Source organism: Pseudomonas sp. MT3 (assembly GCF_054720805.1).
Genome location: NZ_JBTVPY010000003.1, coordinates 320,413 through 341,982, shown reverse-complemented (window position 1 = coordinate 341,982; position 21,570 = coordinate 320,413). Strand labels below are relative to the sequence as shown.

The following is a 21,570-nucleotide window of genomic DNA, read 5'->3' as shown; positions in this document are numbered from 1 at the left end:
AAGTCTCCTACCGTCTCTACTTGCAGAAGCGAGCTTTGTCCCTCCACCCCCGACAGGCTCCTACCCTACGCCATACAAGCGAGCTTGCTCGCGAACCGCACGGCACCGAAGTTCGGGCTGTTCGCGAGCAAGCTCGCTCCTGCAAGAGAGGCGTCAGCGCGAGGGGCGGGCACCGCCACGCAGTGGCCCGGAGTAGTGCCGGTCGCCACTGCCCTGCATTGGCAGGAAGCTCGGCTCCTGCACCACGCCGGGCAGCTTTACGCCGCTCAGTTCGCTCAGGCGCTCGCCCAGCTGGCGCGTTTCTTCGCACGCTGAGTCGGCGCAGGCACGCAGCATGCGCTCGATGGCGTCGCTCTGCTGGTACTGGATCTCCAGTGCCTGTTCTTCACGCAGACGGCGGCGCAGTTCGCGCATGCAATCCAGGATGGCCTTGTTGAACTCGATCACCCGAGGTCCTCCCCGCGATGGGCGCCAACAGGGCGCCACGTGCCTGTGGCGGAGCAAGCGCCGTGCCACGATGTCGCAAGGCTGGCCGGCGCGGGGCGCGGGGGAACTGCACCGCTCGTGGCGGGGTCTTCTGTGCGCCGACGAGGTGCGTCGCGCTCCGTGATGGCACGCTGCTCACGCCTTCGCTTGAACGGATATACTGCGCCTTGCGCAGGCAACACGCCGCTTTATCCCCACAGGTTCACTCCATGCGTAACGACACGTTCGACGAATTTGATGATGTGCCCAGCCTTTCTACCGATGCTTCCGACCGCGACGAGTTCGGTCATCACCCGCGTCGCGTAGTCGAGCCCAGCGGCCGTCCGCTGCCCCAGCCGGTGAAGCGCGGCGGCAGCACCGGGCCGCTGTGGGCGCTGGTCGCGGCAATGGCCATCGCCCTGGGCGGCGTGGCCTGGTGGAGCCACCAGCAACTGTTGCTGATGGAGCAGCAACTGATCGCCACCCAGGAGAGCTTCGCCAAGATCAGCGAGGAAGCCGCCGGTCGCCTCGACGATATCCGTGGCAAGTTCGTCGCCAACGAATCCAGCGGTACCAGCGACCGCGAGGCGCTGAAGCTGCAGGTCAAGCAATTGCAGAGCCGCCTGGCCGAGCAGGCCAAGGCGCAGCAGACGTCCCTGTCGGAGTTCGATGGCGCGCAGGGCAAGCGCCTGGCGCAGGTCAGCGCCGACCTCAAGTCCCAGCAGGACAGCGCCGCGCTGCTGATGGCGCAACTCGACGGCAAGCTCAAGGCGATTGCCGACGAGCAGGCCAGGTTCAAGAACGTGCAGGCTGACCTCGCCGCCGCCAACCAGCAGATCCAGGGGCTGAACACCGAGATCGCCAACCTGAAGAAGCAGGGTAACCAGAGCCAGGCGATCAAGAGCATTCAGGACGACCTGCTGGTGCTGCGCTCCGAGGTGGACGGCCGCCAGGGCGACACCAAGGAGTTCGATGTCTTCCGCATCCAGGTGATGCGCAACATCAATACCCTGCAGCAGCAGGTGCAGAACCTCCAGCAGCAGCTCAGCGCCCGCTGATCCGCCGCAGGGAAAGCCCCCGCTCCGAAAGGACCGGGGGCTTTTTCTTGGCCATCCCTCTTTGGGGGTACTGACGGCAATTCTTGTCTTGAATCAGTTTCAGGGTCGGTTTCGAGGCGAATAATCGCTAACAAATGAGAGTCATTCCGATTCTCTTCTGTTTGGATCATTCGCCCGGAGGCTTCCCATGCACGATCTTCAAGCGCAACGCCGGTACCGCATCGCCGGTTACCGGCCCGGGATCGGTGCCGCCTTCCGCCAGCGGCTCTTTTCGATGGGGCTGCTGCCGGGAGCCGAATTGCAGGTGCGCCGCGTGGCGCCGCTGGGCGATCCGGTGCAGGTGGATACCCGCCAGTGCAGCCTGGTGCTGCGTCGCCGCGATCTGGCCTTCCTCCAACTGACCCCGCAGGACTGAGCCGTCATGGACGAACTGCGCATCGGCCTGATCGGCAATCCCAACGCGGGCAAGACCACCCTGTTCAACCAGCTTACCGGCGCCCGCCAGCGGGTCGGTAACTGGGCTGGCGTCACCGTGGAGCGCAAGGAGGGCAGCTTCCGCACCGCGCGCCACAACGTGCGCCTGGTGGACCTGCCCGGCACCTACTCGCTGACCACGCTGTCGACCCAGGCCTCGCTGGACGAGCAGATCGCCCGGCGTTGCATCGTCGATGGCGAGGTGGACGTGCTGGTCAACGTGGTGGACGCCACCAACCTGGAACGCAACCTCTACCTCACCGTGCAGTTGCGCGAAATGGGGCTGCCCTGCGTGGTCGCGCTGAACATGCTCGACATCGCCCGCACCCAGGGTCTGAACATCGACCGCGAGGCGTTGGCGCGGGAGCTGGGTTGCCCGGTGGTGCCACTGGTCTCGACCCGTGGCGAAGGCATCGACGCGCTGAAGGAGGCCATCGATGGCCTGGGCACCCAGCAACCGCTGCAGGTGCCGTATCCCGCCTCGCTGCGCGACGCCGTCACCCAACTGCTGCCCGCCGACGCGCCGCCGGCCCAGGCCTGGATGGCGCTGCTGGCGCTGGAGGGCGACCTGCACAGCGCTCGTCAGCTCAAGCTCGACCCGCAGCGCCTGCTGGCCGCCCGCGATGCGATCCGCTGCGCCTGCGGCGAAGACCCGGAGCTGCTGCTGGTGGACGCGCGCTACCGGCTGATCGGCAAACTCTGTGAGCGTGCCAGCAACCACCGCGAGGCCACGCCGCACCGCCTGACCCAGGTGCTCGACCGCATTGCGCTGAACCGCTGGCTGGGCATCCCGGTGTTCCTCCTGGTGATGTACCTGATGTTCTTCTTCGCGATCACTCTGGGCGGCGCGTTGCAGCCGATCTTCGACCAGGGCTCCTCGGCACTCTTCATCGACGGCATCCAGTGGCTGGGCGCCCGCAGCGGTGCGCCGGACTGGCTGACCGCGCTGCTGGCCCAGGGCCTGGGCGGCGGCATCAACGCGGTGCTGCCGCTGATCCCGCAGATCGGCCTGATGTATCTGTTCCTCGCGCTGCTCGAAGACTCCGGCTACATGGCCCGCGCCGCCTTCGTCATGGACCGCCTGATGCAGGCCCTCGGCCTGCCGGGCAAGTCCTTCGTGCCGCTGATCGTCGGCTTCGGCTGCAACGTGCCGTCGATCATGGGCACCCGCACCCTGGACAACCCGCGCGAGCGCCTGATGACCTCGATGATGGCGCCGTTCATGTCCTGCGGTGCGCGGCTGGCGATCTTCGCCGTGTTCGCCGCGGCCTTCTTCGGCCAGAACGGCGCGCTGGCGATCTTCTCGCTGTACCTGCTGGGCATAGTCGTGGCGGTGCTCACTGGCCTGCTGCTCAAGCACACGCTGATGCGCGGCGAGGCCTCGCCCTTCGTCATGGAACTGCCGCTGTACCACGTGCCGCACCTGCGCAGCCTGCTGCTGCAGACCTGGATGCGCCTGCGCGCCTTCGTGGTTCGCGCGGGGACCGTGATCATCCTGGTCAGCCTGGTGATCGGCGGCCTCAACAGCGTCACGCTCGACGGTCGTCCGGTGCAGGGCGACATCGCCGACTCGGCGCTGTCCAGCCTCAGCCACAAGGTCACGCCGCTGCTGGCGCCGATGGGCGTGCACCCGGACAACTGGCAGGCCACCGTCGGCCTGGTCACCGGCGCGCTGGCCAAGGAAGTGGTGGTGGGCACCCTGAACACCCTGTACACCGCCGAGCACATCCAGGGCGAAGCCTTCGATGCCGACGGCTACGACCTCTGGGGCCAACTGAAACAGGCCGGGCAGGACACCCTCGACGGTCTGCGCGATTCCTTCAGCCTCAGCGTGCTGGCCAACCCGGTCGCCGCGAGCATGGCCGATGGCGAGATGGAGGAAGGCTCGATGGGTACCTTCGCCGCCAAGTTCGGCAGTCCGCTGGCCGCCTACAGCTACCTGGTGTTCGTGCTGCTCTACGTGCCCTGCGTGGCGACCCTCGGTGCGCTGACCCGCGAGAGCGGTCGAGGCTGGATGACCTTCGCGGTGTTCTGGGGCCTGAACGTGGCGTATTCGCTGGCGACCCTCTGCTACCAGGTCTTCAGCTTCGCCGAGCATCCGCGGTACAGCGCGGTGGCCATCGGCGTGGTGCTGGCGTTCAACCTGGTGCTGTTCCTGCTCCTGCGCTGGGTCGGTCGTCGCGGGCTGGACCTGGATGGCGAGCGCGAGCTGCGCGCGGCGCCGGCGGGGAGCTGCCACTGATGGCTACGGCAATCGCGGTGCGCAACCTGCTCGGCGAGATGGGCGAGGCGGATGTGCCGACCCTGGCACAACGCCTCGGGGCGTCGAAGGCGCTGCTCGAAGCGCTGCTGGAGCGGCTGCTGGCGATGGGTGTGGTGGAGAAGATCGCGCCCGAGCCGGCGGCCTGCGGGAGTTGCAAGGGGTGCGCGGAAGCGACGCGGTGTGCGACGCCGGGATATCGGTTGGCTGGTCGCAACGGCACCACGCCCTTGCGCTGGATCACCAACTGAGCCCGGATCGCAGGATGGGTGGAGCCTGGGCGATACCCATGCTGTCGATGTCACGGATTGATGGGTATCGCTGCATGCGCCCTGGAGCTGCTCCGGTATCGAGCCCAGCGGCTTTTCGTAGGAGCGAGCTTGCTCGCGAACAGGCCCGGCTCCGACTCCGAGAGGTTCGCGAGCAAGCTCGCTCCTACAGGTGGGGCGTGTGCCTCTGGAAAACGAAAGGACGCCTTCGATTGACGGCGTCCTTCGGCCCCAGCCCTTACAGGCGTGGGTAGTCCAGGTAGCCGACCGGGCCCTTGGCGTAGAAGGTCTCCGGGTGCGGCTCGTTCCAGGCGGCGCCTTTTTCCAGGCGGGTCACCAGGTCCGGGTTGGCGATGAAGGGAACGCCGAAGGCGACTGCATCCGCCTTGCCGCTCTCCAGCCACTGGGTGGCGGTTTCCTGGGTGAAGCTCTCGTTGGCGATGTACACGCCGCCGAAGATTTCCTTCAGTTTCGGGCCGATGCTGTCGTCGGCGGCCTTCTCGCGGGTGCAGATGAACGCCACGCCACGCTTGCCCAGTTCGCGGGCCACGTAGCCGAAGGTGGCCAGCGGGTCGGTGTCGCCCATGTCGTGGATGTCCATGCGCGGCGACAGGTGCACGCCGACGCGTCCGGCACCCCATACTTCGATGGCGGCGTCGGTGACTTCCAGCAGCAGGCGCGCGCGGTTCTCGATGGAGCCGCCGTACTGGTCGGTGCGCTGGTTGGTGCTGCTCTGCAGGAACTGGTCGAGCAGGTAGCCGTTGGCGCCGTGGATTTCCACGCCGTCAAAACCGGCGGCCTTGGCGTTCTCGGCACCCTGACGATAGGCCTCGACGATGTCGGCGAGCTCTTCGGTTTCCAGGGCGCGCGGGGTGACGAATTCCTTGAGCGGGCGCACCAGGCTGACATGGCCGGCGGGCTTGAGCGCACTCGGCGCCACCGGGGTTTCACCGTTCAGGTACAGCGGGTCGGAGATGCGGCCCACGTGCCACAGTTGCAGGAAGATACGACCGCCATTGGCATGTACGGCCTTGGTGATGTTGCTCCAGCCACGCACCTGGTCGTCCGACCAGATGCCGGGGGTGTCCGGATAGCCCACGCCCATCGGGGTCACCGAGGTGGCCTCGCTGAGGATCAGGCCGGCGTCGGCGCGCTGGGTGTAATACTCGGCCATCAGCGCGTTGGGCACGCGGCCCTCGTCGGCACGGCAGCGGGTCAGCGGGGCCATGATGATGCGGTTGGGCAGTTCCAGGTCACCGATGACGATGGGATCGAAAAGCGTGGTCATTGCATTACTCCGGGGCGTGAGGGTGGAGGTTCAATCGAGGACGGGTTGCGTCTGGTTGGGCTTGCCGCTGAAGGCGATCATCACCGCGATCAGCGCCAGCACGGAGAGCACGGCGCCGGCCAGCGGCACGCGGGTCAGGCCCAGGCCGTGGTCGATGACGCTGCCGCCGACCCAGGCGCCGATGGCGTTGCCGACGTTGAAGGCGCCGATGTTCAGGGTGGCGACGAGGTTCGGTGCGGCGCCGCCGACGCGCACCACGTTGACCTGCAGGGCGGGCACCGCGGCGAAGGCGGCGGCGGCCCAGATGAACAGGGTGATCTCGGCCGGGATCAGCGAGGCGCTGGTCCAACTGAGCAGGGTGGAGACGACGGCCATGACGGCGAACACGCCGGCCAGGGTGGTGCCCAGGCGCCAGTCGGCGAGGCGGCCGCCGAGGATGTTGCCCAGGGTCAGGCCGAGGCCGATCAGCACCAGGCTCCAGGTGATGCCGCGCGGCGAGACCTGGGTGACTTCGCCCAGCAGCGGTGCGACGTAGGTGAACAGGGCGAAGACCGCAGCGGAGAACAGCACGGTGGTGCCCAGCGCCAGCCACAGCGGGCCGTTGCGCAGCGCGGCGACTTCCTTGCGCATGTCCACCGTTTCTTCATCGTGCTTCTTCGGCAGCACGCTCCACAGGCCGATCAGCGCGAACACGCCGATCAGGGTCACCACCCAGAACGGCGAGCGCCAGCCGGCGATCTGGCCCAGCGCGGTGCCAGCCGGTACGCCGAGCACGTTGGCCAGGGTCAGACCGGTGAACATCAGCGCCACGGCGGACGCCTTGCGGTTGGCCGGCACCAGGCTGGCGGCGACCACCGAACCGATGCCGAAGAAGGCGCCGTGACACAAGGCGGTGATGATCCGCGCCAGCATCAGCAGGCCGTAGTTGGCGGCCACCGCACAGAGCAGGTTGCCGAGGATGAAGATGCCCATGAGCATCAGCAGCGCGGTCTTGCGCGGCAGGCGGGCGGTGAGCAGGGCCATGATCGGCGCGCCGATGGCAACGCTGAAGGCATAGCCGCTGACCAGCCAGCCAGCGGCGGGAATGCTCACGGAGAGGTCGCCCGCGACCTCGGGCAAGAGGCCCATGATCACGAATTCCGTGGTGCCGATGGCAAACGCGGACAAAGCGAGGACGAGAAGCGAAGTGGGCATGCGCCTGCTCCTGGAAAAGTGGGATGTGTCTTGGCTGGCAGTAGCCGGTTACAGCGCTTCGCTCAGGTGGCGAACAAAGGCCTGGATGGTTTCTTCGTTGCGTTTGAAGAAGTTCCACTGGCCGACTTTTCGACTGGTCACCAGGCCCGCACGCTGGAGGGTGGCTAGATGCGCGGAGACGGTGGATTGCGACAGACCGGTGCGCTGGTCGAACTTGCCGGCGCAGACGCCGATCTCGAAGGATTGGTGCTCCTGCTCGACGAAGAATTTCTCCGGGTCCTTGAGCCAGTGCAGCATGTCGCGCCGCACCGGGTGGGCCAGGGCCTTGAAGATTTCGTCGAGATCGAGAGGGTTTTGTTCCGTCATGGGCACATCGGTATATCGCGTTGAGACGAACTATATATCGGTTAAAAACGATATGAGTTTATTTTAGGCGATAGTAATGATCGACAAGGGTGATATTAGCTGGGCACGTTGCTCCCGTAGGAGGACTCCGTCCGCAATGATTTCCCACCGCGCCGGGGCATGCTCTTGTAGGAGCGAGCTTGCTCGCGAACCTCTCGGCAGCGGAGCGGCGCACGTTCGCGAGCGAGGACTGGGCGTCCCCCTCGGTCCTACAGGTTGGTCATGGTTCCGCGCTAAGCTCACCGTCATGAACTATCTCGCGCATCTCCATTTGGGTGGCGACCGGCCCGCCCAGCTGCTCGGCAGCCTCTACGGCGACTTCGTCAAGGGACCGCTCGCCGGCCGGTGGCCTTCCGACATCGAGGCGGCCATCCGCGTGCATCGGCGCATCGATGCCTTCACCGATAGTCACCCTTTGATACACATTGCCAAGACACGCTTCCCGCAGGAGCGCCGACGCATGGCGGGCGTCCTTCTGGACGTGTTTTTCGACCACTGCCTGGCCCGCGATTGGACGCGCTTCTCCGACGAGCCGCTGGAGTGCTTCACCCAACGCGTATACGGTGTACTGGGCCGCACGCCCGGCTTGCCGGAGCGTCTGGCCTACATTGCACCGCGCATGGCCGCGCAGGATTGGCTCGGCAGTTATCGGCAGTTCGAGGTGCTGCAGGATGTGGTGTTCGGGATGTCCCGGCGGCTTTCGCGTCCAGCCCTGCTGGACGGCGCCTGGGAGGAACTGGAGCGGCTGTACCTGCCGCTGAGCGCCGATTTCCGCGAGTTCTACCCGCAACTGCAGTCGTTTGTCCGAACGTTGCCGGAGTCGCTGGACGTCCCGAGCTGACTTGATATGTGTCAACCGTCTGGCGCACCGGAGCGTGTGCAATAGATGCATCTGAAGGACGACGAGAGGAGCAGCAAGATGAAGTCGTTAATGGTCGCAACGGATCTGTCTGGCCGTTCGGAAAAGGCCTTACACCGCGCGGCGGCGCTCGCCAAGCGCTACGCCTGCCCCTGGACCGTGCTTTACGTGGTCGACGAGGACCAGCCGACCGCGCTGGTCGAACAGGAGGCGACCCAGGTCAAGATGATGCTGGAGGCGCGCCTGGTGGAGCTCACCGAACTGGGTGGCAGCAGCCCGACACTGATGGTCGAGCGTGGCGATCCGAATCAGCGGATTCTCTCCGCGGCCAAGAGCCAGAATGCCGAACTGCTGGTGATGGGCGCCCATCGCAAGAGCGTGCTGCGTGACATCTTCGTCGGCACCACGGTCGAGCGCGTGTTGCGCGCCGGCCAGTTGCCGGTCCTGGTGGTCAACCAGCCGGCGAACGGTGAATACCGCGACCTGCTGCTGGCGCTGGACATTTCCCATGCCTCGGCCAACGCGGTGAATGTCGCGGCGGCGCTGGGCCTGCTCGACGGCTCGGTGTGCCGTGGGGTCTACGCCTTCAGCCCGCTGGCCAAGGGCATGATGCAGTACTCCGGGGTCAGCGAGGAGCGGGTCGACGAGTTCGTCAGCACCGAGACGCGCCAGGCCGTGGACGAGTTGAAGAAATTCCTGCGCGACGAGCAGTTGGACAATCGTATCGATGAACAACTGGTGGCCGTCGGGCTGCCGGGCAACGTGCTGCAGCGGATGGTCGACAAGCATCGGCCCGATCTGCTGGTCATGGGCACTCGGGGTATGGGTGGGGTCAAGCGTGCCCTGATCGGCAGTGTTGCCGACTACGCTCTGCGCGAGCTGGATTGTGACATCCTGGTCGTGCCGCCGGAGGCCGGCGCCTAGAGGCTGTTTTCAGGCTTCGCCGGGCGGCTCGAGGGTGCCGTCCGGCGCAGTTCGAAAGCCGTTTCGTCAGAGGAGGAACCCGCCGGCCGTCGGTTACGGCGGGCTCCAATCCCTTCCTCGTTTTCTCTCTGCTTCTCTCAGGCCGCGATGGCCGTCTCTGCTTGAACGTCACACACCACGGCGTGGATTGCGGCGTGCGCCTGTCTGGCCAGCAGGTTGCGGTCCTGGTGAGAGCTGGACAGCGCCGGCAGCAGGTGGACTTCCACCACACCCCGATCATTGTCGAACAGGCGCTTCAGGTGGCTGACCAGATCATCGTCGCCAATGAACGGCGCCAGCTCGCATGCCTGGCCGTTGCGGCGGTAGCGCAGCGCCACCGGCTGCACCGGTACGCCGGCTTCGATGGCGCTGGCCATCAGGCGACCGTGGAAGGTGCGCAGGCCCTGGCCGTCGGTGGTGGTGCCTTCGGGGAAGACCAGCAGCGAACGGCCGCGCGAGAGGTGCGTGGCCAACTGCGCATTGATCATCCGCGCGTCGCCCGAGCCACGGCGGATGAACAGCGTACCGGCTTTCTCCGCCAGCCAGCCGGCCACCGGCCACCGGCGTACTTCCGCCTTGGACAGGAAGGTCAGCGGCAGCAGCCCGCCCAGCAGCGGAATATCGACCCAGGAGACATGGTTGGAGATCCACAGCATCGGCTGCGCGGGCAACTCGCCGTGCACCTGCAACTCGAAGGGCAGGGCGCCGGACAGACGCGCCAGGAACCAGCGCGTCAGGCGCTGGCGCACGGGCATGCGGTCGCCGGGCAGGCGCTCCAGCAGGCTGACGAAGCCGGCCAGCGCGAGGCCCACCAGCAATAAGGACAGCAGGCGGGCGACGCGCAGCCAGGCGCGCAGGCTGCGCATCAGACCGCGGCCTTGAAGTGGCGGGCGTAGCGCGGGCAGAGTTCGTCACGCTTGAGCAGGATGAACACGTCGGCAACGCCGAAGTCCGGGTCCCAGCAGGGCTCGCCGCAGATCTTCGCGCCCAGGCGCATGTAGGCCTTGAGCAGCGGCGGCAGTTCGGCGGTGAGGTTGTCCGGCAGCTCCAGCGGCGGTAGCGGCGTCTTGGGCTCGGCGCGCAGGTTCTGCCGGCACAGGTAGCGGTCGCGCAAGCGCTGCATCACCGCGCGGGCCTGGATGCCGCCGTCGCGCATGGGGATGCTGGCGCAGCCCATCAGGTAGCGGTAGCCGCCTTCGTTGAGCACTTCGGCCAGTTCGCTCCAGAGCACGGCGATGGTGCCGCCATTGCGGTAGTCCGGGTCGACGCAGGTGCGGCCGATTTCCAGCACCGGGCCCTGCAGGTTGTCCAGGCCGTCGAGGGCGAATTCCTCTTCGCTGTAGAAGCGACCCAGGCGCTGCGCGGCGCGGTGGTCGAGCAGGCGGGTGGTGGCCACCAGCGCGCCGGTGTTGAGATCGCGCACGCCGATGTGGGCGCAGTGGCGGTCGTAGTCGTCCATGTCCAGCCCCAGGTCCGCGCCCTTGAGCCGGGCATCGAACTCGCTGCTGAACACACGGTAACGCAGGGCCTGGGCTTCGCGCAGGGCGCGGGCGCCGCGCAGACGCACGGCCTTGAGACGGCGTTCTGCCGGGGTGTCACAGGAGAGGGCGATCTGACTCATGCGAGGCCTCCGTGAGCCGGCCATGCGGGTTGCGGCCGGTCGGCTTTGTTGTGCAAGCTCAGGCTAGGGATGAGCGGTGTCACCCCCATGACGGTGCGGTGATGCTTGTATGACAACGACGAAAGCCCTGAAGAAGGAGCGCCGCGATGCCCTGGAAATGCCTGCTCGGCCCGCAGGATCGACTGCCCGCCGGAGTCCCGCTGGACGACTGGTACGCCGAGTTGCTCGAACGCGCCGGCCACGCCGGCAGCTTCGAACTGGCGGTGCTCGGCGGACGCCTGGCGGCCACGCCGGGGTTGGCCTTCCTCGCCGGCTACCAGGCCGCCCTGCGCGCGCTCTGGCCGGCGGCGCCGCTGAGCCTGGGGGCGCTGTGCGTGACCGAGAAGAAGAGCGTGCGTCCGGCCGACCTGCAGACCCGCCTGGACGGCCTGGCATTGCACGGCCGCAAGGACTTCGCCACCGCCGCAGACCGCGCGGCCTGGTGGCTGGTGGCGGCGCGCGACGAAGACGACGGCGAGCCGCCGCGCCTGGCGATGACCGTGGTGCTTGCCGGCACGCCCGGCGCCTCGCTGGAGCCACTGCCGGCCTTGCCGCTGCTGCCGGACATTCCCCACGCCCGCCTGCTGCTCGACGGCGCCCATTGCGAACGCCTGCCCGGCGATGGCTGGGAAACCTACAGCAAACCCTTCCGCACCCTGGAAGACGCCCATGTACTGGCCGCGATCTGCGCCTGGCTCTACGGCCTGGCCAATGCGTTGCGCTGGCCGGCGGAACTGACGCTACGTCTGGTCGGCGTGCTGGCCGGTTGCGCGGAAGTGAGCCGGCAACCGGCCAGCCAGGTGGAAACCCACTTGCTGCTCGCCGGCGTGTTCAGCCAGTTCGAGGGACTGTCGGCGGCGCTGGAGACCGCGTTCGCCACGGCCGACCCGGCCCTGGCGGCGGCCTGGAGGCGCGACCGTGGCGTCCTGGCGATCGCCAGCGCGGCGCGGGCCAAGCGCCTGGAGAAGGCGCGTACGGCGTTGGGACTTGATCCAGGTCAGTGAGCACGGGGGGAGGGGTGGTTAGCCTTTGCGCCTTTTCTGCGGTTGTACCTAGAAATTTCCGCGCGACTACCCACTGTTTTCCAATCTCGACAGGAAACTCCCCATGCGACGCGAACCCATCGTGCTGTTCGACGACGGCAAACACCAGTGCCTGTGTTTCGATGATCTGGTGAGCGGCGATGGGGTTCAGTCCAACCAGTTCCTGATCGTCGACCACGACAAGCGTCTGCTGCTCGATCCGGGCGGCGACCTGACCTATACGCCGCTGTCGCTGGAACTCTCCAAGCTGTTCCCGCTGCAGGACCTGGACTACATCTTCGCCTCGCACCAGGACCCGGACATCATCGCCGCGCTGGACAAGTGGCTGCTGCACACCCGCGCCAGGGTCATCTGCTCCAAGCTCTGGGCGCGCTTCCTGCCGCACCTGACGGCCAGCTACCTGGCGGTCAGCCACGGCATCTCCACCTATGACCGGGTCATCCCGCTGCCCGACCGCGGCGAGTCGGTGCAACTGGGCCGCTGCCAGCTGAAGATGATCCCCGCGCACTTCCTGCACTCGGTGGGCAACTTCCAGATCTACGACCCGATCAGCAGGATCCTCTTCTCCGGCGACATGGGCGCCTCCCTGGTGGATGACGCCAGCCCCGTGCAGGACTTCGCCGCCCACCTGCCGTATATGGAAGGCTTCCACCGCCGCTACATGGCCTCCAACAAGGTCACCCGGCTGTGGGCTTCGATGGTGCGCGGCATGGACGTCGAGATGATCGTGCCGCAGCACGGCCGGCCCCTGGTCGGCAAAGAGACCATCAGCGCCTTCCTCTACTGGATCGAGAACCTGCAATGCGGCATGGATCTGCTGGGGCCGGAGGACTATCAGGTACCGCGCTAAGACCCTGTCCACGAGCGGCTGCGCGCCGGTATAGCGGTGCTGGAAGCGGGCCGGCCGCTTGCGGCCAACGCACTTCAGTGCGGCCCCGGAGACGCGAGCGAAGCGGGTAGTGCTCATTTACAGCCCATAGACTCCGCTTCCTGGCCGGTTCGATTCGCCAGCGCTCACCCTCCTGCCGTTGCTCCCGCCGGTCGTTGCGCCTTGTTCTGCCCAGGCTCGCGAGAGCCTGGACAAGGCCTGACCGATTGCGCCAATCGTCCTTGAACTCGGCACGATCGGCGCTTATTTCGTCATCTTCGCCGTGCTAGGGTGCGGACCGACCCGATAACAAGAGGCCCCTCGATGCCCATCTTCTCCTACAGGCCGATACTGCGCGCCCTGGCGCTCGCCAGTTGCCTGCTCGGCGGCCATGCCTTCGGCGCCGACACCTGGCCCGAAGCCGACTGGCCCCACGGCGCCATGCCCAGCGGCGCGGCTGTCCAGGCATTCGAAAACTACGCGTTCCCCACCCGCGACGACGCGACCCGCAAGGGCGTGCGCACCGACGCCGTGGTGGTGATCCGCGACGGCCAACTGATCTACGAACGCTACGCCGGCCCGACCCAGGCGCAGACGCCGCACCTGGCCTGGTCGATGAGCAAGAGCGTAATGGCCAGCGTGCTCGGCGTGGCCTTCGGTGAAGGCCGCTTCCAGCTCGACGATCCGGTGGCCCGTCATTACGCGCCCTTCGCCGCGCACCGCGACATCAACATGCGCCACCTGCTCAACTGGGCCTCGGGCCTGGCCTGGCAGGAAGACTACGAGTACGCCCCGGTGCGCTCCTCGGTGGTGGCGATGCTCTACACCCGTGGCCGCGAGGACATGGCCAAGTTCACCGCCGATTTCCCGCTCGATGCGATTCCGGGGCAGCGCTTCCGCTACTCCAGCGGCGACAGCAACGTGCTCTCGGCGACGCTCAGGCAGATGGTCGGTCCCCGGGATTACGCGGACTACCCCTGGACCGCGCTGTTCCAGCCGCTGGGTATCCAGTCGGCGGTGTGGGAGCGCGATGCCAGCGGCACCTTCGTCGGCTCTTCCTACGCCTACATGACCGCCCGCGACATGGCCCGCATCGGCCTGCTGATGCAGCGCGGCGGCCGCTGGAAGGAGCGCCAGCTGCTGCCGCAGGCGTGGATGCAGTTCGTCCTCGCGCCGTTCCCCAACTACAAGCCGCAGGCGGAAAAGCCCGGCGAAGCGGTGCCCGGCGGCCAATGGTGGCTGAACCGCGCGGTGGCCGGCGCGCCGTCGCCCTGGCCGAGCGCGCCGGAAGACACCTTCGCCGCCCTCGGCCACTGGGGCCAGGCGCTCTACGTGATCCCCGGGCAGAAGCTGGTGATCGTGCGCTATGCCGACGACCGCGACGGCAGCTACCAGCACGACGCCTTCCTCAAACTCGCCCAGGCGGCCTTCGCCCAGTCGGAGGTGCAGCCATGATCCGCCGTCATCCGATCCTCACCGCACTGGTCCTGCTGCTGCTCATGCTCGCCGCCACGGCCTGGCAGAACCGCATCCACCTGGCCGCCTTCCCCGGCATCATCGGCGCCTACACCGCCAAGGAGTACTGCTCCTGCCGTTACGTTATGGGGAACTCAGCGGACTATTGCCGGGCCTATACCCAGCAGTACGTGCCGATCAGCGCCTTGCTCGACGACGAAGCGCGCAAGCGGGTGACCGCCCGCGGCCTCGGCAGTACCCAGACAGCCGCCTGGCTCGGTGCGCGCGAGGGATGCCAACTGATGCCCCAGGCGGATGAATTGCCCTGATCGGGCAACCACTGAGAACGCGATTGCGATCTGCTATGCGTCGGCAGAACTGCGTTAAAAACCGGCTCGCAAGCCGCTTGCGGCTAACGCACTTCAGTGCGGCCCCGGAGGGGCGAGCGAAGCGAGTAATGCTCATTTACGGCTTGTAAATTGCGCTTCCTCGCCTGTTTGATTCGCTGGCGCTCACCCTTCGGACCAGCCTTCGGCTGTTACTCCCGTTGGTCGTTGCGCCTGGTTCTGCTCTGGCTAGCGAGATCGTAATCTCGTTTTGACGGGCGCGTCCCACGGAGCGGGGCGACCCGCTTCGGAGGACCAATGCATTCTTTTGTAACAGGAGCTGTGTGCGCATTGCTGGTATTGGCCAGCCCCCTGGCCCTGGCCGAATGGCAACTGGACGGCGACACCTCGCGGATCAGCTTCGTCTCGGTCAAGCGCGGCAAGATGGCGGAGGTGCAGCGTTTCGACCAACTCTCCGGGCAGATCGACGACAAGGGCGCAGTGCGCCTCGTGGTGCCGCTGGCCTCCATCGACAGCGGCCTGGCGCTGCGCGACGAGCGCATGCGCAATTCGTTCTTCGAGGTCGAGCGTTACCCGGAGGCGACCATCACCAGCCAGCTCGACCTGAGCCTGTACGACGACCTGCAGGTGGGCCAGTCGCGGCCGGAAACCATTGACTTCAACCTCGACCTGCACGGCCAGCAGCGCCGGTTGAAGTCCGAAGTACTGGTCAGCCGGCCGAGCGAGGGGCGCATCGAAGTGACGACGCTGGAGCCGCTGGTGCTCAAGCTGATCGACTTCGACCTGGAAGAGAAACTGGAGCCGCTCAAGTCCATCGCCAACGTTCCCTCGATCACTCCCGAGGTTCCGGTGTTCGCGGTGTTGGGCTTCCGGCAGGTGATCAAGCAGGCGCCGTGAGGCGGTGCTCTCGTGGGAGCGGACTTTGTCCGCGATTGGCCGCGAACCCACCCAACGCAGGTCCTGCCGGCTGATCGCGGACAAAGTTCGCTCCTCCAAAAGCCAGGCGCGCCGCTACGGCTGAAATCCAACGGCAAACGCCGCGACCGTGGGCGCCTGGTGCTGTACCTGGAAGCCGAAGCCACAGCTGGCGGCGGTGAGGATGAGTGCGAACAGCAGGGCGGTCTTCATGGCGATGCTCCTGTGTTTCAGGGCCGGGCGACTTCCAGTCTACGCCCCGTGGCTCGGCGCGCGCCGAAGACCAGGAAACTGCCCGCCGCGAACAGCCAGGCGCTGATGCCGCCGTAGCCGAGTACCCAGCCGAAGCCCTGTACCAGTGCCGCGCGCGCAGCGGCGGGATCGACGCCGCCGAGCCGCCCGCTGGCGACGGTGGCGGCCTGTTGCAGGCGCTCGCCGTCTTGCCCATCCGGCAGTCCGGCGGCGACGCCCCAGAGCAGGATCAACCCCATCACCGCGATGTTGATCGCCAGGGAAATCATCCGCGCACTCATGTCGATGCCCGAGGCCATGCCGGCGCGGGTGGCGGGTACGGCGGCTGTGGAGGTGTTGGTCACCGTGGTGTTGGTCAGCCCCAGGCCGATGCCGGCCAGCACGCAGCCCGGCAGCAGGGTCAGCCAACTGGCGTGGTCCACGCTGCTGCCCCAGAGCATCAGGAAGAAGCCGGCGCCGATCACGAACATCCCGCCGGGGATCACCCTGCCGGGCTGGAAGCGATGCGCCAGGCGCTCGGCGAGCGGCGGCACCGCCAGCGTCGGCAGGGTGTAGGCGAGCAGCGACCAGCCGGCCTTCACGTCGTCGTAGCCGAGCACGCCGTGGTAGTAAACCGGCAGGTAGATCATCAGCGGCCAGAAGCTCACGTTCATCCCTGCCGAGGCGAACATCGCGCCGGAGAACGCGCGGATGCGCAGCACCGAGAAGTCGAACATCGGGTGGGCGACGCGGCGCTCGATCAGGACGAAGGCCGCCAGGCTCGCGAGGCTGAGCAGCAGGATTGCCAGCGCCGCCGGGCTGGCGTAGCCCATGTCGGCGCCCTGGGTGATGTAGAACACCGTGCCGAGCACTGTCAGCGACAGCGTCAGCATACCGCCGATGTCCAGGCGCTCGGCGTCCGGATCGCGCGACTCCACCGCGCCGTATTGCGCCAGCGCCAGGGTGAGCAGGGCGAGCGGCCCGTGGACCAGGAACACCCACTGCCAGCTGGCCAGGGCGACGATGGCGCTGCCGACGATCGGCCCGAAGCCCAGGCCGATGCCGAACACCACACCCCAGGCGGCGAAGGCGCGCACGCGCTCGGCCGGGTCGCTGAACTGACTGGTCAGCACGGCCACCTGGCAGATCAGCATGACCCCGCCGGCGGCGCCCTGCAGGAAGCGCCCGGCGATCATGGTCGGCATGTCGCCCGCCAGCCCGCAGAGCAGCGAGGTCAGGCCGAACAGCGCCAGGCTGATGACGAACAGGCGCTTGCGGCCGAAGCGGTCGGCCAGGGTGCCGGCGGCCATCAGCACGCTGGTGACGGCGATGGTGTAGGCGTTCATCACCCATTGCAGGTCCTGGAAGTCGCCGTGCAGCACGCGCTCCAGGGCCGGCAGGCTGGCCGGCACGCTGGAGATTTCCAGGCCGAACATCATCGAGGACAGGCACACCGCCGCCAGGGCGATGAGGTTTCTGGGATTGCGGTGGGCAGTCATGGGAGTGGGCTCCGTAGGGCGAGCCACCATTGTCAAAAAGAACAAGGTTCCCCATTGGCTCCATTTCGTCCCATCATTGAGGCTCATAAGGATTCAAATGGGCAGGCAAATGGATGACCGACTCGATGGTATCGCCACCTTCGTCCAGGTGGTGGATGCCGGCAGCTTCGCCCTGGCGGCGGAGCGCCTGAACCTCACGCGCTCGGCAGTCGGCAAGGCCATCGCCCGGCTGGAGGCGCGCCTGGGCGTACGCCTGCTGCAACGCACCACGCGCAGCCAGAACCTCACCGACGACGGCCAGGTGTTCTACGACAGCTGCGTGCGTGCGCTGGCCGAGCTGGACGCCGCGCACACCGCGCTGGAAGGCGGACGCATGGAGCCGCGTGGGCGCCTGCGGGTCAGCGTACCGATCTCCTTTGGCCACCTCTGCGTGGTGCCGCTGATGCTGGCGCTGGCGCGACAGTACCCGTCGCTGAAGATCGACCTGTCGTTCACCGACCGCCGTGTCGACCTGGTGGAGGAGGGTTTCGACCTCGCCGTACGCATCGGCCCGCTGGGCGACAGCGCCACGCTCGCCGCACGCAGGCTGGGCGTGCAGTACACCAGCATCGGCGCGGCGCCGTCGTACATCGCCGAGCACGGCATGCCGGAAGGCCTGGACGATCTCGCCGGCCACGCGGCCATCAGTTATTCCGTCGCCGGCGTCACCTCGCCCTGGGACCTGCGCGAGGATGACGGCCGGGTGCAGCGCATCGATATCGACCCGCAACTGAGCATGGACGACCTGCAGGCCATCACCGCCGCCGCCGTGGCCGGCTTCGGCCTGGCGCGCCTGCCGTCCTGGCTGCTGGCGCGGCATGTGAAGCTGGGCGAACTGGTGGTGGTGAAGGGCCGCTGCAACCTGCCGCCGCTGGAGATCCATGCGGTGTGGCCGAAGACCCGCTACATGCCGTCGAAGATCCGCTGCGCCATCGATGCGCTGGTGGCCGGGATTCCCGACCTGCTGGCCGACTGAACCATTGCCGCCGGCGCCTGCCCAACGACTCGCCAGTCGGCCGGTTTGCAAGCCGACGGCGGGCCGCTATCGTTGGCCGATGATCCATCCGTTTTCCATGTAAGGGATTTCATGCGCTCGCTGTTCGCCTTCCTCTTCGCGGCCTGCTTCGCCGCTTCCGCCCAGGCTGCCTGGTACCTCGACTACGAGTCCTCGCGGCTGACCTTCGTCACCACCAAGAACGCCGACATCGCCGAGGTGAACCGCTTCCTGGTGATGCACGGCAAGGTGGAGGAACAGGGGCAGGTAGAGCTGCGCATCGAGATGGACTCGGTCAGCTCCGGCATTCCGCTGCGCGATGAACGCCTGCGCGACAAGCTGTTCGACACCGGGAAATTCCCCGAGGCGCGCATCACCTCGCGCATCGACCTGCGCCCGATCACCGAGCTGGCCAGCGGTGTGCAGCTGGAGACGCGCCTGCCGCTGCGCCTGGAGCTGAACGGCAGGGCCAAGGACTACCGCACCGACGTGCTGATCACCCGCCTGGACGAACATCGCTTCCAGGTCGTGACCCTCTCGCCGCTGGTGGTCAACGCCGCTGACTTCGGCCTCGCACCGGGCGTGGCGCAACTGCGCAAACTGGCCGGGCTGAAGAGCATCGGCCTGTCGGTGCCGGTGGGCGCCGTGCTGATCTTCGCGTCGCGGTGAGCGGACCGATCTTTCCCTGGCGAAGCGGCAACCGCTTCGCCCTGCTCTGCGATGGCGAGCGCTTCTTCCCGCGCATGCTCGCCGCCATCGACAGCGCCGAGCGCCAGGTCGAACTGGAGCTCTATCTGGTCGAAAGCGGCAGTTGCGCCGAGGCGTTGCTGGATCGCCTGCTGGCCGCCCTGGCGCGCGGGGTGCGGGTGCGCTGCCTGTTCGATGCCTTCGGCAGCCTGAAGCTCTCCAGCGCCTGGACGCGCCAGTTGCTGGAGGCGGGCGGCGAGCTGCGCCAGTACAACCCGTTGAGCTGGAAGGCCGGGCTGCGCAACCTGTACCGCGATCACCGCAAGCTGCTGCTGGTGGACGAGCGCATCGCCTATGTCGGTGGCACTGGCGCCACCGATGAGTTCTGGTCGGCGCGGGACAACCGCAGCGACTGGCATGAGGTGATGGTGGAAATGGCCGGCAGCATCGTCGCCGACTGGCAGCGCTTGTTCGAGCGCCAGTGGCAGGCGACCTTCGGTGTCCGCGCCTGGAAGCCCCGCGAGGAGGTACTGCTCACCCGCCTGCCGCCGCTGCCCAGCGCCGGCCAGGGCATGGCGCGAGTGGCCTACGCCGACGCCAGCCAGCACCGCGACATCCTGCAGTCGCTGGTCCGTTCGCTGCGTGGCGCGCACCAGCGTATCTGGCTGGCCACGCCGTATTTCCTGCCGACCTGGAAGGTCCGCCGCGCGCTGCGCAAGGCCGCCCTGCGTGGGGTCGACGTGCGCCTGCTGCTCACCGGCCGGCTCACCGACCACGCGCCGGTGCGCTACGCCGGCCAGCGCTACTACCCGCGCCTGTTGCGCGCGGGGGTGCGGATCTTCGAATACCAGCCACGATTCCTTCATCTGAAAATGGTACTGGTCGACGATTGGACCAGTGTCGGCTCCTGCAACTTCGATCATTGGAACCTTCGCTTCAATCTGGAGGCCAATGTAGAAGCGTTCGATCCGCAGTTCACTGCGGCGGTCGCCGAGTGCCTGGGCGCGGACTTCGAGCAAAGCCGCGAGATAGACCTCGGTTGCTGGCATGCCCGACCCTGGTGGAAGCGCCTGCGCGAACGGTTATGGGGTTCCCTGGATCGGCTGGCGGTGAATTTTCTCGACCGCCGGCGCTGAACCGCTGGAACGCCCGAATCGATGTTTCGAAGAGGAGAGCGGTGTTGAGTACGAGTCAGAAGGAACGTTTCATCGGCCTGGAGTGGCTGCGCTTCCTGCTGGGACTTTACGTAGTGGTCTACCACACCCTGCACAGCTATCCGGCGGAGCAGAAGTTCGCAGGTCTCGACGATCTGACCAGCCTGGGCTTCTTCGCCACCAGCACCTTTTTCGTGCTGTCGGGGTTCCTGCTCTGCCACGTCTACGTCAGCGACGGGCAACTGCGCGAGAGCCCGCGCAGCTTCTTCACCAAGCGGCTGTCCAACCTCTACCCGCTGCATATCTTCTCGATCCTGCTGACCATCGTCGTGCTGCTGGCGGTCAGTGGGCTGGGGATAGGCCCGGACCTGAACCAGGTCACGCCGCGCTTCGTCATCTATGACACCAACGAGATGATCGGGCGGCTTCAGCCGCAACTCTTCCACCACTGGATGAGCGACCGCGAGCTGCTGTTCAACAGCATCCTGCAACTCACCATGATGCAGGCGTGGAACCCGTATTACCTGACCTTCAACGCGCCGCTCTGGTCGCTGTCGACGCTGTTCTTCTTCTACCTCTGCTTCCCCTATGTCTCTCCGCGCCTGGCGCGGGTGCAGAACAAGTGGCGCTGGCTGCTGGCGCTGTGGATTCTTTACTTGATCCCGCCGCTGCTGGTGGTCGCCAGTGAGCAGTACGGCATGCCCTGGACCGGATTGCTGCACCGCAACCCGCTACTACGCCTGCCGGAATTCCTCGGCGGTATCCTCGCCTATGGGCTGTTCCGCGAATACAAGGACGCCGGCCGCCTGCCGGGGCGTGGGATGCTGGTGGCGATGGGCGGCTTCGTGCTGACGAGCTTCCTCGTCGCCGATTACCTCTACACCCACGGCGCGAAGTACTGGTACTTCCTGCTGCACAACGGCCTGCTGCTGCCGGCGCAACTGATGCTGGTCGCGATGTGTGCGTTGCCGAAGGACCCACAGAGCAGCCTGATTCGCCACTGGTCGCCGCGCCTGGGGGCGGCGTCGCTGTCGTTGTTCGCCCTGCACGTGCCGCTGTTCACCCTGTTCTCGCGGACCGAGAAGCTGATCCGCGCGCCGGGAGATTGCCTGGCCGACTGGGCCTTCTGCGTCGATGAGGCGACCCGCCAGCCGCTGTCGCTGTGGCTGTACCCGCTGTTCCTGCTGTTCATGGTGATCAGCTGTGTGCTGGTGCAGGAGCGCTGCGTGGTGCCGGTGCGCAAGTGGCTGGTGCGGCACCTGTTGCCCGCACCGCCGAGCACGCGGCGGCGGGTGGTTACCGAGTCGTAATCCCCGGTCCGGGCTGTTCGCGAGCAAGGACTGGGCGTCTCCCTCGGCCCTGCAGGTTCAGGTCGCGCTGTTCGCAGGAGCGAGCGTGCTCGCGAACCGGATGGCATGCCGGGCTTCGCCAACTCTGCCAACT

Annotated in this window: 22 protein-coding genes; 15 read left to right on the top strand and 7 right to left on the bottom strand. The window is 66.9% G+C overall.

Going from position 1 to position 21,570, the window contains the following annotated elements:
- Positions 1–153: 153 nt before the first annotated feature.
- Positions 154–444, bottom strand: coding sequence for a hypothetical protein (locus ACYCAX_RS05125; protein WP_460247526.1), 291 nt, complete (start codon positions 442–444; stop codon positions 154–156).
- A 251-nt stretch (positions 445–695) separates the two neighbouring features.
- On the opposite strand from ACYCAX_RS05125, the gene ACYCAX_RS05120 reads away from it, so the two are divergent.
- From ACYCAX_RS05120 to ACYCAX_RS05105, 4 genes are all read left to right on the top strand, one after another.
- A complete protein-coding gene (locus tag ACYCAX_RS05120; protein ID WP_460247516.1) occupies positions 696–1,523 on the top strand; it encodes an ATPase in 828 nt (275 codons plus the stop codon).
- Positions 1,524–1,710: 187 nt separating this feature from the next.
- Complete coding sequence (gene feoA / locus ACYCAX_RS05115; RefSeq protein ID WP_015478815.1) at positions 1,711–1,938, top strand: ferrous iron transporter A; 228 nt, start codon at positions 1,711–1,713, stop codon at positions 1,936–1,938.
- Positions 1,939–1,944: 6 nt separating this feature from the next.
- Entirely contained in the window at positions 1,945–4,239 is a 2,295-nt protein-coding gene (gene feoB, locus ACYCAX_RS05110) for a Fe(2+) transporter permease subunit FeoB (RefSeq protein ID WP_460247515.1), read from the top strand.
- Positions 4,239–4,508, top strand: coding sequence for a FeoC-like transcriptional regulator (locus ACYCAX_RS05105; RefSeq protein ID WP_460247514.1), 270 nt, complete (start codon positions 4,239–4,241; stop codon positions 4,506–4,508). The genes feoB and ACYCAX_RS05105 overlap by 1 nt, the downstream gene beginning before the upstream one ends.
- Positions 4,509–4,764: 256 nt before the next feature.
- Here ACYCAX_RS05105 and ACYCAX_RS05100 read toward each other — a convergent pair whose 3' ends face one another.
- The 3 genes from ACYCAX_RS05100 to ACYCAX_RS05090 are packed head-to-tail and all read right to left on the bottom strand — an operon-like array spanning position 4,765 to position 7,374.
- Positions 4,765–5,814, bottom strand: coding sequence for an alkene reductase (locus ACYCAX_RS05100; protein ID WP_460247513.1), 1,050 nt, complete (start codon positions 5,812–5,814; stop codon positions 4,765–4,767).
- A gap of 30 nt (positions 5,815–5,844) precedes the next feature.
- Entirely contained in the window at positions 5,845–7,008 is a 1,164-nt protein-coding gene (locus tag ACYCAX_RS05095; RefSeq protein WP_460247512.1) for an MFS transporter, read from the bottom strand.
- A gap of 48 nt (positions 7,009–7,056) precedes the next feature.
- The gene (locus tag ACYCAX_RS05090; protein WP_015478810.1) at positions 7,057–7,374 is read right to left on the bottom strand and encodes an ArsR/SmtB family transcription factor; all 318 of its coding nucleotides are present in this window, start codon (positions 7,372–7,374) and stop codon (positions 7,057–7,059) included.
- Between the two features lie 286 nt (positions 7,375–7,660).
- On the opposite strand from ACYCAX_RS05090, the gene ACYCAX_RS05085 reads away from it, so the two are divergent.
- Both ACYCAX_RS05085 and ACYCAX_RS05080 read left to right on the top strand, forming a co-directional pair.
- Positions 7,661–8,254: an acyl carrier protein phosphodiesterase gene (locus ACYCAX_RS05085; RefSeq protein WP_294980211.1), complete on the top strand. Its 594-nt coding sequence runs from the start codon at positions 7,661–7,663 to the stop codon at positions 8,252–8,254.
- Positions 8,255–8,332: 78 nt separating this feature from the next.
- Complete coding sequence (locus tag ACYCAX_RS05080; protein WP_460247511.1) at positions 8,333–9,196, top strand: universal stress protein; 864 nt, start codon at positions 8,333–8,335, stop codon at positions 9,194–9,196.
- Positions 9,197–9,333: 137 nt separating this feature from the next.
- Here ACYCAX_RS05080 and ACYCAX_RS05075 read toward each other — a convergent pair whose 3' ends face one another.
- Both ACYCAX_RS05075 and olsB read right to left on the bottom strand, forming a co-directional pair.
- Entirely contained in the window at positions 9,334–10,101 is a 768-nt protein-coding gene (locus ACYCAX_RS05075) for a lysophospholipid acyltransferase family protein (RefSeq protein ID WP_460247510.1), read from the bottom strand.
- Positions 10,101–10,856, bottom strand: a complete 756-nt coding sequence (olsB, locus tag ACYCAX_RS05070; protein ID WP_015478806.1) for an L-ornithine N(alpha)-acyltransferase — start codon at positions 10,854–10,856, stop codon at positions 10,101–10,103. The genes ACYCAX_RS05075 and olsB overlap by 1 nt, the downstream gene beginning before the upstream one ends.
- A gap of 146 nt (positions 10,857–11,002) precedes the next feature.
- Here olsB and ACYCAX_RS05065 point away from each other — a divergent pair, with 146 nt between their 5' ends.
- The 5 genes from ACYCAX_RS05065 to ACYCAX_RS05045 all read left to right on the top strand — a co-directional run bounded on the left by ACYCAX_RS05065 (position 11,003) and on the right by ACYCAX_RS05045 (position 15,505).
- Positions 11,003–11,899, top strand: a complete 897-nt coding sequence (locus tag ACYCAX_RS05065; protein WP_294980218.1) for an acyl-CoA dehydrogenase — start codon at positions 11,003–11,005, stop codon at positions 11,897–11,899.
- A gap of 103 nt (positions 11,900–12,002) precedes the next feature.
- Positions 12,003–12,788, top strand: a complete 786-nt coding sequence (locus tag ACYCAX_RS05060) for an oxygen-binding di-iron domain-containing protein (protein ID WP_015478804.1) — start codon at positions 12,003–12,005, stop codon at positions 12,786–12,788.
- Between the two features lie 342 nt (positions 12,789–13,130).
- On the top strand, positions 13,131–14,261 hold the full coding sequence (locus tag ACYCAX_RS05055) for a serine hydrolase domain-containing protein (protein ID WP_015478803.1): 1,131 nt from the start codon (positions 13,131–13,133) through the stop codon (positions 14,259–14,261).
- A complete protein-coding gene (locus ACYCAX_RS05050) occupies positions 14,258–14,590 on the top strand; it encodes a hypothetical protein (protein WP_015478802.1) in 333 nt (110 codons plus the stop codon). Before ACYCAX_RS05055 ends, ACYCAX_RS05050 begins: the two co-directional genes overlap by 4 nt.
- A gap of 315 nt (positions 14,591–14,905) precedes the next feature.
- Complete coding sequence (locus ACYCAX_RS05045) at positions 14,906–15,505, top strand: YceI family protein (protein ID WP_041712177.1); 600 nt, start codon at positions 14,906–14,908, stop codon at positions 15,503–15,505.
- A gap of 248 nt (positions 15,506–15,753) precedes the next feature.
- Here the strand turns inward: ACYCAX_RS05045 and ACYCAX_RS05040 are convergent, their stop codons facing one another.
- Complete coding sequence (locus ACYCAX_RS05040) at positions 15,754–17,253, bottom strand: MFS transporter (RefSeq protein ID WP_460247509.1); 1,500 nt, start codon at positions 17,251–17,253, stop codon at positions 15,754–15,756.
- 109 nt (positions 17,254–17,362) lie between these two features.
- Here ACYCAX_RS05040 and ACYCAX_RS05035 point away from each other — a divergent pair, with 109 nt between their 5' ends.
- The 4 genes from ACYCAX_RS05035 (at position 17,363) to ACYCAX_RS05020 (ending at position 21,437) form a co-directional block, all read left to right on the top strand.
- The gene (locus tag ACYCAX_RS05035; RefSeq protein WP_294975215.1) at positions 17,363–18,268 is read left to right on the top strand and encodes a LysR family transcriptional regulator; all 906 of its coding nucleotides are present in this window, start codon (positions 17,363–17,365) and stop codon (positions 18,266–18,268) included.
- Positions 18,269–18,379: 111 nt separating this feature from the next.
- Positions 18,380–18,955, top strand: a complete 576-nt coding sequence (locus tag ACYCAX_RS05030; protein ID WP_460247508.1) for a YceI family protein — start codon at positions 18,380–18,382, stop codon at positions 18,953–18,955.
- Positions 18,952–20,109, top strand: a complete 1,158-nt coding sequence (locus ACYCAX_RS05025; RefSeq protein WP_015478797.1) for a phospholipase D-like domain-containing protein — start codon at positions 18,952–18,954, stop codon at positions 20,107–20,109. The genes ACYCAX_RS05030 and ACYCAX_RS05025 overlap by 4 nt, the downstream gene beginning before the upstream one ends.
- 44 nt (positions 20,110–20,153) lie before the next feature.
- A complete protein-coding gene (locus ACYCAX_RS05020; RefSeq protein ID WP_460247507.1) occupies positions 20,154–21,437 on the top strand; it encodes an acyltransferase family protein in 1,284 nt (427 codons plus the stop codon).
- Positions 21,438–21,570: the final 133 nt, after the last annotated feature.